Origin of the sequence: Brachybacterium sp. AG952, from assembly GCF_004362645.1 — a bacterium.
Classification (GTDB): Bacteria; Actinomycetota; Actinomycetes; order Actinomycetales; family Dermabacteraceae; genus Brachybacterium; species Brachybacterium conglomeratum.
On sequence record NZ_SNXV01000005.1, the window covers coordinates 258,794 to 271,716 of the forward strand.

Sequence of the window (12,923 nt, forward strand, 5' to 3'; positions counted from 1 at the left end):
GTTCCGTCGCGCCACCATGCCGTCGGGCATCGACGTGGAGGCCGGACGCTCAGCGGCGCTGGCCGGCGAGCGCGTGGCTCACGTGGCCTCGTCGTCGAAGGGGGCGCGCTTCGGGCCCTCGTCCTTGGCGGCCGAGCCCGAGCGCTTCTTCGCGCCCTTCGCGGCGCCCGCCGCGGCCGCGCCGCCTGCCACGGACATGGCCTCCTTGCTGGGCAGCAGCTCCTCGATGTCGGTGTCGCCCCAGGCCTCGCGGATGATGCGGCGCGGATCGTACTGGCGCGGGTCGTACTTCTTGAGGTCCTCGATGGCGATGCCCATCTCGTCCTCGACCGTCGAGCGCGAGTCGTCCACCCAGCGGCGCGCCTTGCGCACCCACTGGACCAGCGAACGGGTGACCTCGGGCAGCCGCTGCGGGCCCACGATCACGAGGAACACGATGAGCAGGACGACGATCTCCCACCCGCCGAGGCCCATGAAGCCGGTGCCGCCCATTGTCCACCTAAACGTCTCGAGGTCCGCTGCTGCGGGCCCATTATTGCATCGCGCCCCCTGGGAACGGCGCACGGACTGCGCGTCGCCCGCGCGGCTGTCGTAGGATCGGCCCGTTCACAGGCATGCGGCGAGAGGAAGCGGAGATGTCGTCGGGAAAGGTGGCCTCCTGGGCCCACGGCGAGGAGTTCGTCGACGAGGCGGACCTCTTCGCCGACGACGGCGTCCTGGCCCGCGCCCGCGAGCGCGGCAACGAGCTCGGCGCGCCGCCCGTGCTGCCGGGAGCGGGCGCGCTGATGCGGCTGCTCGCCGCGGCGGTGCAGGCCCGCTCCGCGGTCGAGATCGGCACCGGCAGCGGCGTCGGCTCCCTGTACCTGCTCGCCGGTATGCACCCCGACGGGGTGCTCACCACGATCGACCCCGAGGTCGAGAACCAGCGCGCGGCGCGCGAGGCGTTCGCCGAGGCGCGGATCCGCACGCCGCGCGTGCGGACCATCGCCGGTCAGCCGCGCGACGTCGTCGGCCGGCTCACCGATCACGCCTACGACCTGGTCGCCTTCCCCGCCCACGCCCCGCACGCGGAGGAGCTGCTCGAGCACGCCCGGCGCCTGCTGCGCCCGGGCGGCGTGCTGGTCATCCCCCACGCCCTCTTCCACGACCGGGTCGCGGACCCGGCCGCGCGCGATGCCACCACCCGGGCGGTGCGGGGCCTGCTCCGCGCGGTCTCCGAGGCGGAGGACCTCGTCCCCGCGCTCACCGGCAGCGGCGACGGCGTGCTCGCCGCGGTGCACCGCCCCCGCAGGGGCTGAGAGCCGGCGCTCCGACAGCATCGGCCCCGCACTCGTCGAGCGGGTGCGGGGCCGATGCCGGCGGCGAGCTGCTTACTTGATCACGCCCTCCAGGGCGTCCCGCAGCTCCACGGCTTCCGATGCGGCGATCTCGACGACCAGACGGCCGCCCCCCTCGAGCGGGACCCGCATGATGATGCTGCGCCCCTCCTCCACGACCTCGAGCGGACCGTCACCGGTGCGCGGCTTCATAGCAGCCATGGCGTGCCTCCTAGATGTGTCGCTGCCCCTGAGTCGCTCCCCCGGACGGGGCCTCTGGCAGCGCGCGTACGGTGGCCATTATCTCAGGTCTTCAGGAGTGCTCGCACGCCGCGTCCGACGAGTCGTCCGACGAGGCCTCTGCGGAAGCCCGATCCCGCCGCCCTGGCGGCCCGTCGCCACACCCACCATGAGCACCGCGACCACGAGCGCCACCAGCAGCAGGAGCAGCACCATCGGTCCGACGGCGGTCACGAGGCGTCCACGACCTCGTCCTCCGCGGAGGTGCGGTGCTCCCCCGCCGCCGGCCCCTCGTCGTCGCCGCGGATCGCCTCGCCGAGCGCGGCCAGGGCCTCCTCGGCGGTGTCCACCACGCGCACGAGGTCCAGGTCGGCCAGGCTGATCATCCCGCGATCCACGACCGCCGAGCTCACCCAGTCCAGCAGGCCCTGCCAGTAGTCGCGGCCCACCAGGATCACGGGGAACATGTCGATCTTGTGGGTCTGCATCAGGCACAGCGCCTCGAACAGCTCGTCGAAGGTGCCGAAGCCGCCGGGCATCACCACGAAGCCGCTGGAGTACTTCACGAACATGGTCTTGCGCGCGAAGAAGTAGCGGAAGTCGACGCCGAGGTCGACGTAGGGGTTCAGCCCCTGCTCGTGCGGCAGCTCGATGCCGAGGCCGACGGAGACGCCGCCCGCCTCCTGAGCGCCGCGGTTGCCGGCCTCCATGATGCCGGGGCCGCCGCCGGTGATCACGGCGTAGCCGCGCTCGGCGATGCCCGCGCCGATCCGCCGCGCGCACTCGTAATCGGGATGGCCCTCGCCGAGGCGTGCGGAGCCGAAGATCGAGATCGCCGGGCCCAGCTCGGCCAGCGCCCCGAAGCCCTCGACGAACTCCGACTGGATCCGCAGCACCCGCCACGGATCGGAGTGCACCCAGGCACCCGGGGCGGACTCCTCGAGCAGACGCTGGTCGGTGGTGCGGTCGGGCCGCTGGGCGCCGCGCAGCGTGACGGGCCCCTTGCGGTGGTGCTCTCGTTCCTCCGGTGTCATGCCGCGATCGTAACGGCCCGGGCTGCCTCGCGCCCGACCGCCCGGGGTCAGGCCCCCAGCAGGTACCGTCGCAGTCCCTCGAGCGCGCGAGTGAGGTCGTCGACCGGGACGTGCTCGTCGTCGGTGTGGGCCAGCAGCGGATCGCCGGGGCCGAAGTTCACCGCCGGGGTGCCGAGGGCCGAGAAGCGGGAGACGTCGGTCCAGCCCTGCTTCGCGGCCAGGGGGACCTCTCCCCCGAGCGCGGCGAGGAAGTCGCGGGCGGCGGCGGTGTCCAGGCCCGGCAGCGCGCCGGGCGCGGAGTCGGTCACCTCGATCTCGAGGTCCAGGCCCGCGAGGACCTCGCGCACATGCGCCTCGGCCTGCTCGACGCTGGTGTCCGGGGCGAAGCGGTAGTTCAGGGTGGCGCTCGCCCGGTCGGGGATGACGTTCCCGGCGATCCCGCCGGTGATCGCGACGGCGTTGAGGCACTCGCGGTACTCGAGCCCGTCGATCACCGCGCGGCGAGCCTCATAGGCGGCGAGCCGCTCGAGCACCGGGGCGAGGTGGTGGATCGCGTTCTCGCCCACCCAGTCGCGGGCGGAGTGCGCGGCGACGCCGCGGGCGGTGACCTCGAGCTTCATGGTGCCCTTGCAGCCGCCCTCGACCCCGGCGGAGGTGGGCTCGCCGAGGATCGCGAAGTCGGCCTCGAGGTGTTCGGGGTGCTCGGCGGCGAGGCGGGTGAGGGAGTTGTCGGCCGCGGCGACCTCCTCATGGTCGTAGAACAGCCAGGTGAGATCCATCGGCGCGTCGGCCGCCTCGACGGCGAGCTTCAGCATCACCGCGACCCCGCCCTTCATGTCGCAGCTGCCGCGGCCGACGAGCTCCTCGCGGCCCTCGCGGATGCGACGGGAGGAGGGGAGGTTCGCGGCGACCGGGACGGTGTCGAGATGGCCGGCCAGCAGCACGCGCCGGTCCCGGCCGTGATGGGTGCGGGCGATGACGGTGTCCCCGTCGCGCAGCACCTCGAGGTGCGGGGCGTGCGTGCGCAGCGCCTGCTCGACGGCGTCGGCGAGCGCCTGCTCGTTCCCGGAGACCGACTCGATGTCGACGATCGCGGCGGTGAGGTCGACGATGTCGGCCGACGGGTCCAGGGCGGGGGCGGGGCGCGTGCTCATGGGCGCCATCGTGCCACGCCCGGGTGCGGTGCGGTCATCGCCGGGCGGGCCGGGTCACTCGGCGGCGAGCGCTCCTCCGGCGCGGGCGAGGCGCACCGCGACCGCCTCGGCATGGCGCAGCAGCTGCGGGGAGGTGCCCGGCTCGGCGGTGATCGCGGAGCCCGGCTGGGCGGTGGAGACGGGGACTCCCACGAGCAGGCGCCGCTCGTAGACGGTGTCGTCGGTGCCGATCGGGGCGTAGAGCCCGTCGACCGCGATCGAGCCGGTGAGCATGCGGCGGCGGGAGCCGCGGGAGGCCCAGTGGTCCTTCTGCGCCTCGCCGCGCTCGCGCCAGGCGCCGAGCAGGGCGGAGCGGTAGGCGGGCAGGTCCACGGGCGGCAGATGCGCCTCGAGCACTCCGTCGCACAGGGTCACGGACCCGTCCCCGCCGCGCACCGCGAAGCGACCCGCCTCCTCGTCGATGTCCAGGTGCATGCGCGGGCCGGTGAAGCGCACCAGCCCCGCCGCCTCGAGCGCGAGCACCTGCCGAGCGCGCAGCACGGGCGGGCCCGAGGCCCAGGAGGCGAAGGCGTTGCGGAGGTGGCCGTCGATGTCGCGGCGCACCGACTCGGTGGTGTACGCGCCGAGGTCGATGAGGCGGTTGACCTGCATCCGCAGCGCGATGAGCACTCGGTGGATCAGCACCCAGGCGGGATCGGGCGCGGTCGCAGCGGCGAGCGCGGAGGCGAGCACCTCGCGGGTGCGGCGGTGGGCGTCGTCGCTGTCCCCGCCTCGGCGGCCGAAGGGGAACAGCAGGTGGATCAGCGCCTCGTCGCTCGCGAGTTCGGCGTGCCCGGCCCCGCGCAGGGCGCGGCGCAGCTCGGCGAGCATCAGCGGCATCACCTCCCCCTCATGGTCCACCCCGGCCGAGCGCACCGCGAGCTCGAGGACGCGCTCGCTGGTGAGGACCTGCAGCGGGTAGGGGCTCAGCTGCTCCTGCGGCAGGTCGGGCTTGGGGCGGTAGACCATGCCGGAGCGGGAGCCGATCACGAGCACGGGCTCGGCGCCGCCGGGCACGTAGCGCAGTCCCGCCTCGGTCTCCGGGGCCTCCTCGAAGCGTCCGCCGGCGGCGGCGGTGAGCATCCCGATCGCGTCGTAGAAGTTCAGGCCCATCCCCTGCACGGCGACCGCCTCGCGGCCGAGCAGGGCGGCGTAGTCGACCTCGAGCGGGTTCGCGGGGCCGAGGTGGACCAGGCCGTGCCGCTCGGCGGCGTCGGCGAGCTGCTGGGAGCGGGGGCCGAGCGCGGTGGGCAGGTGGCCGAGCGCGAGCGCGACCGCGTCGGCCCGCAGCACGCGCCCGTCCGAGAGGCGGATCCGCTGGGGCCCGTCGGCCGGGCCGGTGACGTCCACGGCCTCGGCGGGGTGCAGCACGATCCGCAGCCGCTCGGGGTCCGCATCGGCGAGCGCGGTCTCGAGCACGTGCGCGAGATAGCGGCCGTGCGCGGCGCGGGAGGCGAAGTCGGAGGGACCGAGCCCCTCCGCTGCCAGGTGGTCGGCCAGGCTCTCGTGGTGCGGGACGGGCAGCAGCGGATGGCAGGACTCGTCCGGGTACAGGGTGGTCTGGCAGGTGGTGGTGTTCATGAGCAGCACCTCGGGCTGGTCATGGCGCCACACGGCCCCGCCGCGCCCCACCTGCGGGTCGACCAGGTGCACGGTCAGCGGCCCCTGCCACGCCTCCGTGGTCGACGCCGCGACCAGCCGCTCCACGATCGCGGTGCCCCGGGGGCCCGCCCCGATGACGACGACGGTGCGGACGGGGTCGGCGGCGTGGGTCATCCCCCCAGTATGCGGCGCGGCGCGGAGCCTTCGGTCCGTGCGCGCCGTCTGGGACGATGTCCCCATGTCGTCGACGTCGCCGAGACACCTTCCGCCGCGCGCGAGCTCCGGACCGCTCACCGGGGTCCTCTTCGGGCAGGCCGCGCGGCTGCGCGCGGTGGTCAACGCCGATCTGCTGCCGCGTGAACGCGCCGCGGCGGATGCGCTCGTGCTCACCGCCTGGCTCAGCGCCGCCCAGCGCGAGCGCTATGCGCCCTCCCTGCGCGCCCCGGGCTCCGTCGAGGAGTTCGCCGAACGCCTGGCCGACGAGCGCCGCGTGGTGCTCGAGGAGGGCGCGGACCCGGTCGCGGACGAGGTCGGCGCCGCGGCCGAGGCGGAGCGAGGAGCACGGCAGATCCCGCTGCGGCTCCTCGAGGGGGCGCTGCTGCTCGGCGCGCTCGTCTGCGTGGTGCTCACCGTGCTGCGGAGCCTGGACGCCGCGGACCTCCCCGGGCACCTGGCCGCGGAGGCGGCTCCGCTGCTCGGCGGGATGCTGCTGTGCCTGGTGCTCGCCGCGGTCGTCGGCGCGGTCGCGACGCGCCGCCGGGACCGGGCGCTGCTGGACTGGGCGGTCTCCCGTCCCGGCCAGCTGGGGCGCGGGCTGCCGCTGCGCAGGCCGCTGCAGGGCGAGTCCGCGGGGCCGGTGGTCCTCTGGTCCCTGGGCCCGGCGCTCCTGCTCGGCGCGGGCGTCCTCGCGATCGTCGCCGGTGCCGCGGTGCTGCTGCTCTCGCTCATGCTGCGCGCCGAGATCGTCGCGACCGAGCAGGCCCCGGCGCTGCTGATCGGCGGGGTCATCGCCCTGGTCGCCGCGACCGCGGCGGTGTACCTGGGCGGGCGGCGCCGAGAGCGGAGGGCGCGACGGGTGCGGGCGAGCGAATCGATCGGACCGTCGCCTCTGGACGAGGAGCCGCCGGCGGTGTGAGCCACGGCGCTGCTGCTCATTCCTCGGCGCCCAGGCCCTGCTCGTCGGCGTAGCGCTCCCACCCCGCGGCGACGGGGACCCTGCGCAGGTCGCGGGAGAGCAGTGCACACAGCGCACCGACTGCAGTGACCGCGGCGAAGAACCACATGGTGGGGCGCGGACCGGCCAGCTCGAGTCCCCACCCGGCGAGCATCGGCCCGAGCGGCATGAGCCCCATGGTCACAAGCCCCATGAGAGCACCGAGGCGGCCCTGCATCCCGACCGGCGTGATGTGCATGAAGAATCCCTGCGTCGCGGAGTTCAGCGGTGCGAGACCGAGGCCCATGAGCGCGTAGGCGAGAGCGATCCACGCCATCCCGGGCGCGAAGGGGATCAGAGCCCCGAGCACGGCGAGCACGAGCACCGGGACGATCGTGAGGGTCCCCGTGGGCACCGCGTCCACCAGCCGCGGCGCGGCGAGGGCCCCCGCGAGGATCGCCGCGGCGAGCACGGTGTTCAACAGGCCGAGACGAGCGGCGGGGATGCCGTCCGCGGCGAACGCGAGCAGGACGGTGAGGATCAGGCCGTTCCCCCCGAGGTTCACCGCCACGGCGACCCCCATCAGCTGCAGCCTGATCGGCTGCGAGAGCGACCAGGTGACCGCTGCCCGCAGATCGTCCCTCACGCGAGTGGAAGCGGCCACCCCCCGCGCGCGGACGGTAGCGTCCGCGCATCGAGAGCGTCGCGAGGAGCGAGCCCGCGTTGCCGAGCAGCTGCGCGAGCGGCGGGAAGAGGATCGACAGTCCCAGCAGGGCTCCGCCGAGAGGGCCGGCGGCCATCTCGACCGCGGCCTCCCGTCCTTCGTTGACGGAGAAGGCGCGCGCGAGCAGAGCGGGCGGGACGATCTGCTTGAGCATGGCATTCGAGGCACTGCCCAGCAGTCCGGCGCGCAGCCGGTCGACGAAGGCGAGCACGGCGAGGCCGAGAAGGCCTCCCCCGCGGAGCGCGAGGACGGTGATCAGCACGGCCTGCACGAGCATCCCGGTCGCCGCGGCGAGCAGGCGGAGACGACGCCTCTCGCAGCGGTCGGCGAGCAGCCCGCCGGGGACGAGGCTGGCCAGGGTGCCGATCCCCTGCACGAGGCCGACGAGGCCCGTCGCTCCGAGTGATCCGGTGACCTGGAGCGTGATGAGCGGGAAGGCGAAAGCGCCGATGCCGGCGCCGAGGTCGAGGCACAGGTCGCCGAGGAGCCAACGGCGGTACTCGGGGTTCCTCCGAATCGAGGTCTGGGCGGCGTCGCCAAGGGTCGTCATGGATCGCATCGTAGATCCGCAATACATGTTGCGCAATAGGCCTTGCGCACTGTTCTGTGCGCACGGACTGGTGCGAAGGGAAGTGCATTCCTAGACTGCCCGCATGGACGACGTGGAGAACGAGAGCGGGTTACGAACAGGCGAGACCACGGCTGACCGCAGGGCGAGCGTCACGCAGCCGCTCGACGGGGACGACTCGTCGGCCGAGCACGCGAGCCGCGATCAGCTGCGGGCGATGGCCCATCCCCTGCGTCTGGAGCTGATGGAACGGATGGGCCGCCGGGGCACGGCCCGTGCGGCGGATCTCGCTGCGGATCTGGGGATCCCCGCGAACTCGGTGAGCTATCACCTGCGGATCCTCGCCCGCGGAGGCGTGATCGAGGAGGCGCCGGAGGCGGCGCGGGACCGTCGGGACCGGGTGTGGCGCCTCGCACAGCTCTCCTACTACTTCGGGCGCGAGGAGGGGACCGTCTCCGACGACGGGACGGCAGCGGCCACTGAGTACTCCGCGGCCTCCGATTCCGCCTCGCTCGCCGTCTTCGACTGGATGCGGACGGCATGGTCTGCGGAGCTCGCACGCCCCAAGGGTCGGAGCCCGCTTTCCAAGGAGGGATCCGGGAACCTCTTTGCGACCACTGTCCGACTGACCGCGGCGGAGATGCAGGAGGTGAACGGGGCGGTATCGGAGATCCTGCAGAAGGCCAGGGTCCGCCACCGCGACGAGTCCGGTGCGGACCTGCCCGACCCGATCGACGGAGACGAGGCGAACACGTATCAGGTTCTGTGGGCCGCTGTCGGCCAGCAGCCGTCCGCACCTCACTCCGGGACGGAGTAGCCCCTCTCCCGGGCGTGACGCTCCCAGCGGGAGGAGACAGGCAGGCGGCGCAGGTCGCGGGCGAGCAGACCGATCACCACGCCGAGCGCGAGCACCGCCGCGAAGAGCAGCAGCGTGGTCGTGCTGCCGGCGATCTCGAGGCCCCAGCCGGCGAGCGCGGGCGCGAAGGTCATCACGCCGAGGGACACCAGGCGCATCAGGGAGCTGATCCGGCCCTGCATCGCCACCGGCGTGATGTGGGTGAAGAACCCCTGCCCGGAGGCGTTGAAGGCGGGCAGGCCGATCCCGATTGCCGTGTAGCACAGCCCGATCCACACCATCGAGGACGCCACGGGCAGCAGCACCCCGACCAGGGTCATCAGGGCGACGGGCGCGATCGCGAGCGCCCCCGTCGGCACCGTGTCCACCAGGCGCGGGGCGAGGAAGGCGCCGAGCAGGATCGCGGCGGCCAGCGCCGTGTTCAGCAGGCCGATGCGGGAGGCGGGCACCCCCTGGTCCGCGAGGTCCAGCATCACCGTGAACAGCAGTCCATTGGCGCCGAGGTTCACGGCGGAGGAGACGGCGAGCATCTGCAGCCGGATCGGCTGGGTGCGGATCCAGGCGAGGGCCTCGCGGAGGTCGTCGACCGCCTTCGTGGGCGGGGAGCCCTCGGCCCTCGGCCGGTAGCGTCCGCGCATGCTCAGCGTCGCGAGGACCGAGCCGACGTTCCCCAGCAGGTGCACGAGCGGCGGGAACACGATCGACAGTCCCAGCAGCGCACCGCCCACGGGCCCGGAGGCCATCTCGACCGCGGCCTCGCGGCCCTGGTTCACCGACACGGCCCGCGGCAGCTGCGTCACGGGCACGATCTGCTTGAGCATGGCGTTGGAGGCGCTGCCCAGCGCGGTCTCCCGCAGCCGGTCCAGGAAGGCGAGCGAGGCCAGCAGCACGGGACCGGCCCAGCCGCCCAGCAGCACCACGACCAGAGCGAGCTGCACGACCGCGCCGGTGATCCCGGCGAGCAGACGCAGGGAGCGGCGCTCGATCCGGTCGGCGAGCAGGCCGCCGGGGATCAGGCCGACGACCGCGCCGAGCCCCTGCACCAGGGCGACCAGCCCCGTCGTGCCGAGGGACTGGGTGACCATGAAGGTGATCAGCGGGAAGGCGAAGGCGCCGATCCCGGTGCCGATGTCGAGCAGCAGGTCGCCGAGCAGCCACCGCAGGTACTCGCCGTTGCGGTGGAGAGGGGCATGGCGGGGCGCGTGCGCGTCGTCGCCGTCGGTCATCCGCTCACCGCCCCCCGGACATCGCGGTCCCGCCCGCTCGGGGCGTCTGGTGCCCCGCGGTGTGCTCTTCGCCGCGCCCGGACGGGCGCATGCTCCCCTGCTGGGTCAGGATTCGTAGACTCGGCCCATGACATCCTCGACATCCGAGTCCACCGTCACCGCCGCCTGGGGCATCGCGCTCACGACACTCGGGGCCGACGGTTCCGTCCTCGATGCATGGTACCCCTCGCCGCAGCTCGGCGAGGCTCCCACTGACCCCGCCGGCCATCCCCTCCACGCGCAGCTGGTCGCCGCCGCGCAGGCCGACGAGGTGCGCGGCACCACCCAGGAGGTCGTGGTCCGCGCGATCGACCTGACGGCCGCCCCGGCCGATGCGGCCGACGCCTACCTGCGCCTCCATCTCCTCTCCCACCGCCTGGTCCGCCCGAACGAGCAGAACCTCGAGGGGCTCTTCGGCGCCCTCACCAACGTCGTGTGGACCACCGAAGGACCCTGCGCGGTCGCCGGCTTCGAGGAGACGCGCCTGCGCTTGCGCGCCGCGGGCCGCACCCCGACGGTCCTCTCGGTGGACAAGTTCCCGCGCATGGTCGACTACGTGCTGCCCACCGGCGTCCGCATCGGCGACGCGGATCGCGTGCGGCTCGGCGCGCACCTCGCCGAGGGCACCACCGTGATGCACGAGGGCTTCGTGAACTTCAATGCCGGCACCCTCGGCGCCTCGATGATCGAGGGCCGCATCTCCCAGGGCGTCGTGGTCGGGGACGGCTCCGACGTGGGCGGCGGTGCCTCCACCATGGGCACCCTCTCCGGCGGCGGCACCGAGCGCGTCAGCATCGGTCGGCGCTCCCTCGTCGGCGCCGAGGCCGGGATCGGCATCGCCCTCGGGGACGACTGCGTGGTCGAGGCGGGGCTGTACGTCACCGCCGGCACGAAGGTCGAGCTGCTCGGCGAGCCCGGCGCCGAGGCCCAGGGCCCCCACGTGGTGAAGGCGCGGGAGCTCTCCGGGGTGCCGAACCTGCTCTTCCGCCGCAACTCGCTGACCGGTGCGGTGCAGGCGGTGGCCCGCGCGGGCCAGACCGTCGAGCTCAACGCCGCCCTCCACAGCAACTGAGACGAAGCATCTGAGGGACGGAGGACCGCGAGGGTGGCAGCAGGCTCCCGTGCGCGCGGCCGCGCACGCGGCCGCGTCGGCCGTCACCTCGCGGCCCCTCTGGTCATGGTGCTGGTCTTCGGAGGGATCGCTGGCGGCAGCTATCTCGCCCTGGAGCGCTATGACTCCCCCGCCCACGAGGGCACCTGCGTCGCCTCGGGGCTCGGCACCAGCCACCGCTACACCACCGATCGGGTCGCGAACGCGGCGCTGATCAGCGCGACGGCGGTGGATCGGGGCATGCCGCCGCGGGCGGCGTCGATCGCGCTGGCGACCGCGTACCAGGAGTCGCAGCTGCAGAACATCGACTACGGCGACCGGGACTCGCTGGGCCTGTTCCAGCAGCGGCCCTCGCAAGGCTGGGGCACGGAGGAGCAGATCATGGACCCGGTCTACGCCTCCAACGCCTTCTTCGACGTGCTCGAGACCTACCCCGACTACACCAGCGCCGACATCAACGACATCGCCCAGCAGGTGCAGCGCTCCGGGCATCCCGAGGCGTATCGCGACCACGAGACCGAGGGTCGGCTGTACGCCTCGGCCCTCACCGGCCAGTCCGGCGCGAACCTGCTGTGCACCCTCGACGAGGTCGGTGCGACCACCTCCCCCGAGCAGCTGCGCGGCGAGCTCGCGCGGCAGTTCCCCCGCGCGACGGAGTCCGGGCGGGTCACGTCGTCGCTGGATTCCGCCGCCGGGGCCGCCCCGCAGGTGCCCGAGGGCGCCGGCGCGACGGCGCTCGTGCTCGACCCGGGCGGCGACGAGACGCTGGGCTGGTCGCTCGCGAACTGGGCAGTGGCCCGTGCGGCCGACGACGGGGTGGTGCAGGTCAGCTACCGCGGCCGGGTCTGGGACCGCACCGCCCACGGCGAGGAGGCCGGGGCATGGGGCAGCGCCGAGGGCGGCGATCCCGAGCGGGTGGTCGTGCTGGTCAGCGGGCGCTGAGCGCCGCGGATCAGGACCCGGCGCACTGAGCGCTCGACCCGGTCCGAGGCTCGCTCGGGCTCAGTGCACGGTGAGGCCGCGGGCCCGGAACTGCGCGCGCACCCGCTCGACGACCTCCGTGGACGGCGGATGCGCGTCCCGCAGCCGGTATTCCATCCCGAGCACGTCCCACTTGTCCTGGCCCATGTTGTGGAAGGGCAGCACCTCGACGCGCTCGACCACGTCCTGCCAGCGCTCGACGATGTCCGCGACCTTCTCGACGTTCTCCGCCGCGTCGGTCCACTCCGGCACGACCACGAAGCGGATCCAGATCGCGATGCCGGCGCGGGCGAGTCGGTCACCGAAGTCGATCGTGGGCTGCAGCTCCCGGCCGGTGAGTCGCTTGTAGCTCGCCTCGTCGCCGCTCTTGACGTCCAGCAGCACGAGGTCGACGTCGGCGAGCAGCTCGTCCTTCGCGACCGCGCCGAGATACCCGGAGGTGTCGATCGCGGTGTGGATGCCGAGCTCCTTCGCGGCGCGCAGCACGTTGCGGGCGAAGGCGGGCTGCATGAGCACCTCGCCGCCGGAGAGGGTGATCCCGCCGCCGGTCGCGCGGAACACGCGGCGGTAGCGGCGCAGGAGCCGTTCGATCTCCTCGAGCTCGACGTCCTGGCCGCGCCGCATCTCCATGGTGTCGGGGTTGTGGCAGTAGACGCAGCGCAGCGGGCAGCCCGCGAAGAAGATCGTCAGCCGGGTGCCGGGGCCGTCGACCGCGGTGACCAGCTCCCAGGAGTGGACAGAGGCGAGGCGGCCCTCCCGGATCGCGGCGAGGCGGCCGCTGCGGTCCAGCTCCGCCTCGGCCATCCCGTCGATCCCCGCGCCGGCCCGCCGGTTCTCGACGGGCCGGCCCAGCAGGTCGATGCTCTGCGTCATCTGCGCT

At 73.7% G+C, this 12,923-nt stretch carries 14 protein-coding genes; 6 read left to right on the forward strand and 8 right to left on the reverse strand.

Annotated elements, in window-relative coordinates; genetic code table 11:
• Window positions 1-78 precede the first annotated feature (78 nt).
• Window positions 79-492 (reverse strand): twin-arginine translocase TatA/TatE family subunit, encoded by a 414-nt coding sequence (locus tag DEU31_RS13565; RefSeq protein ID WP_010551469.1) that lies wholly within the window; start codon window positions 490-492, stop codon window positions 79-81.
• A gap of 143 nt (window positions 493-635) precedes the next feature.
• On the opposite strand from DEU31_RS13565, the gene DEU31_RS13570 reads away from it, so the two are divergent.
• Window positions 636-1,298 carry a class I SAM-dependent methyltransferase gene (locus DEU31_RS13570; protein ID WP_070499577.1) on the forward strand — a complete coding sequence of 221 codons (663 nt, stop codon included), beginning with the start codon at window positions 636-638 and terminating at the stop codon, window positions 1,296-1,298.
• 72 nt (window positions 1,299-1,370) lie between these two features.
• On the opposite strand, the gene DEU31_RS13575 is transcribed toward DEU31_RS13570, so the two are convergent.
• The 4 genes from DEU31_RS13575 to DEU31_RS13595 all read right to left on the reverse strand — a co-directional run bounded on the left by DEU31_RS13575 (window position 1,371) and on the right by DEU31_RS13595 (window position 5,559).
• Entirely contained in the window at window positions 1,371-1,538 is a 168-nt protein-coding gene (locus DEU31_RS13575) for a DUF3117 domain-containing protein (protein ID WP_010551467.1), read from the reverse strand.
• A gap of 248 nt (window positions 1,539-1,786) precedes the next feature.
• The gene (locus DEU31_RS13585; protein WP_133677528.1) at window positions 1,787-2,590 is read right to left on the reverse strand and encodes a TIGR00730 family Rossman fold protein; all 804 of its coding nucleotides are present in this window, start codon (window positions 2,588-2,590) and stop codon (window positions 1,787-1,789) included.
• A gap of 47 nt (window positions 2,591-2,637) precedes the next feature.
• The gene (gene dapE, locus DEU31_RS13590; RefSeq protein WP_053916181.1) at window positions 2,638-3,744 is read right to left on the reverse strand and encodes a succinyl-diaminopimelate desuccinylase; all 1,107 of its coding nucleotides are present in this window, start codon (window positions 3,742-3,744) and stop codon (window positions 2,638-2,640) included.
• A 54-nt stretch (window positions 3,745-3,798) separates the two neighbouring features.
• Complete coding sequence (locus DEU31_RS13595) at window positions 3,799-5,559, reverse strand: FAD/NAD(P)-binding protein (protein ID WP_133677530.1); 1,761 nt, start codon at window positions 5,557-5,559, stop codon at window positions 3,799-3,801.
• A gap of 64 nt (window positions 5,560-5,623) precedes the next feature.
• Between DEU31_RS13595 and DEU31_RS13600 the strand changes: the two genes are divergently transcribed.
• Window positions 5,624-6,520, forward strand: a complete 897-nt coding sequence (locus tag DEU31_RS13600; RefSeq protein ID WP_243733843.1) for a hypothetical protein — start codon at window positions 5,624-5,626, stop codon at window positions 6,518-6,520.
• Between the two features lie 16 nt (window positions 6,521-6,536).
• Here the strand turns inward: DEU31_RS13600 and DEU31_RS13605 are convergent, their stop codons facing one another.
• Window positions 6,537-7,184 carry an MFS transporter gene (locus DEU31_RS13605; protein WP_133677532.1) on the reverse strand — a complete coding sequence of 216 codons (648 nt, stop codon included), beginning with the start codon at window positions 7,182-7,184 and terminating at the stop codon, window positions 6,537-6,539.
• 4 nt (window positions 7,185-7,188) lie between these two features.
• Here DEU31_RS13605 and DEU31_RS17215 point away from each other — a divergent pair, with 4 nt between their 5' ends.
• Entirely contained in the window at window positions 7,189-7,668 is a 480-nt protein-coding gene (locus tag DEU31_RS17215) for a hypothetical protein (protein ID WP_243733844.1), read from the forward strand.
• 247 nt (window positions 7,669-7,915) lie between these two features.
• A complete protein-coding gene (locus tag DEU31_RS13615) occupies window positions 7,916-8,647 on the forward strand; it encodes a helix-turn-helix domain-containing protein (protein ID WP_133677533.1) in 732 nt (243 codons plus the stop codon).
• Here the strand turns inward: DEU31_RS13615 and DEU31_RS13620 are convergent.
• Complete coding sequence (locus tag DEU31_RS13620; protein ID WP_133677534.1) at window positions 8,629-9,912, reverse strand: MFS transporter; 1,284 nt, start codon at window positions 9,910-9,912, stop codon at window positions 8,629-8,631. The genes DEU31_RS13615 and DEU31_RS13620 overlap by 19 nt on opposite strands.
• Window positions 9,913-10,039: 127 nt before the next feature.
• Here DEU31_RS13620 and dapD point away from each other — a divergent pair, with 127 nt between their 5' ends.
• The gene (gene dapD, locus DEU31_RS13625) at window positions 10,040-11,023 is read left to right on the forward strand and encodes a 2,3,4,5-tetrahydropyridine-2,6-dicarboxylate N-succinyltransferase (RefSeq protein WP_133677535.1); all 984 of its coding nucleotides are present in this window, start codon (window positions 10,040-10,042) and stop codon (window positions 11,021-11,023) included.
• A 33-nt stretch (window positions 11,024-11,056) separates the two neighbouring features.
• Window positions 11,057-12,004, forward strand: a complete 948-nt coding sequence (locus tag DEU31_RS13630; protein ID WP_133677536.1) for a hypothetical protein — start codon at window positions 11,057-11,059, stop codon at window positions 12,002-12,004.
• Window positions 12,005-12,064: 60 nt separating this feature from the next.
• Here DEU31_RS13630 and pflA read toward each other — a convergent pair whose 3' ends face one another.
• Window positions 12,065-12,916 (reverse strand): pyruvate formate-lyase-activating protein, encoded by an 852-nt coding sequence (gene pflA / locus DEU31_RS13635; protein WP_010551459.1) that lies wholly within the window; start codon window positions 12,914-12,916, stop codon window positions 12,065-12,067.
• Between the last annotated feature and the right edge of the window lie 7 nt (window positions 12,917-12,923).

Excerpts from the sequence above, each read along its gene's own strand:
- DEU31_RS13565 (WP_010551469.1), bottom strand. The coding sequence starts at position 492 with ATGGGCGGCACCGGCTTCATGGGCCTCGGCGGGTGGGAGATCGTCGTC.
- DEU31_RS13570 (WP_070499577.1), top strand. The coding sequence starts at position 636 with ATGTCGTCGGGAAAGGTGGCCTCCTGGGCCCACGGCGAGGAGTTCGTC.
- DEU31_RS13575 (WP_010551467.1), bottom strand. The coding sequence starts at position 1,538 with ATGGCTGCTATGAAGCCGCGCACCGGTGACGGTCCGCTCGAGGTCGTG.
- DEU31_RS13585 (WP_133677528.1), bottom strand. The coding sequence starts at position 2,590 with ATGACACCGGAGGAACGAGAGCACCACCGCAAGGGGCCCGTCACGCTG.
- dapE (WP_053916181.1), bottom strand. The coding sequence starts at position 3,744 with ATGAGCACGCGCCCCGCCCCCGCCCTGGACCCGTCGGCCGACATCGTC.
- DEU31_RS13595 (WP_133677530.1), bottom strand. The coding sequence starts at position 5,559 with ATGACCCACGCCGCCGACCCCGTCCGCACCGTCGTCGTCATCGGGGCG.
- DEU31_RS13600 (WP_243733843.1), top strand. The coding sequence starts at position 5,624 with ATGTCGTCGACGTCGCCGAGACACCTTCCGCCGCGCGCGAGCTCCGGA.
- DEU31_RS13615 (WP_133677533.1), top strand. The coding sequence starts at position 7,916 with ATGGACGACGTGGAGAACGAGAGCGGGTTACGAACAGGCGAGACCACG.
- DEU31_RS13620 (WP_133677534.1), bottom strand. The coding sequence starts at position 9,912 with ATGACCGACGGCGACGACGCGCACGCGCCCCGCCATGCCCCTCTCCAC.
- dapD (WP_133677535.1), top strand. The coding sequence starts at position 10,040 with ATGACATCCTCGACATCCGAGTCCACCGTCACCGCCGCCTGGGGCATC.
- pflA (WP_010551459.1), bottom strand. The coding sequence starts at position 12,916 with ATGACGCAGAGCATCGACCTGCTGGGCCGGCCCGTCGAGAACCGGCGG.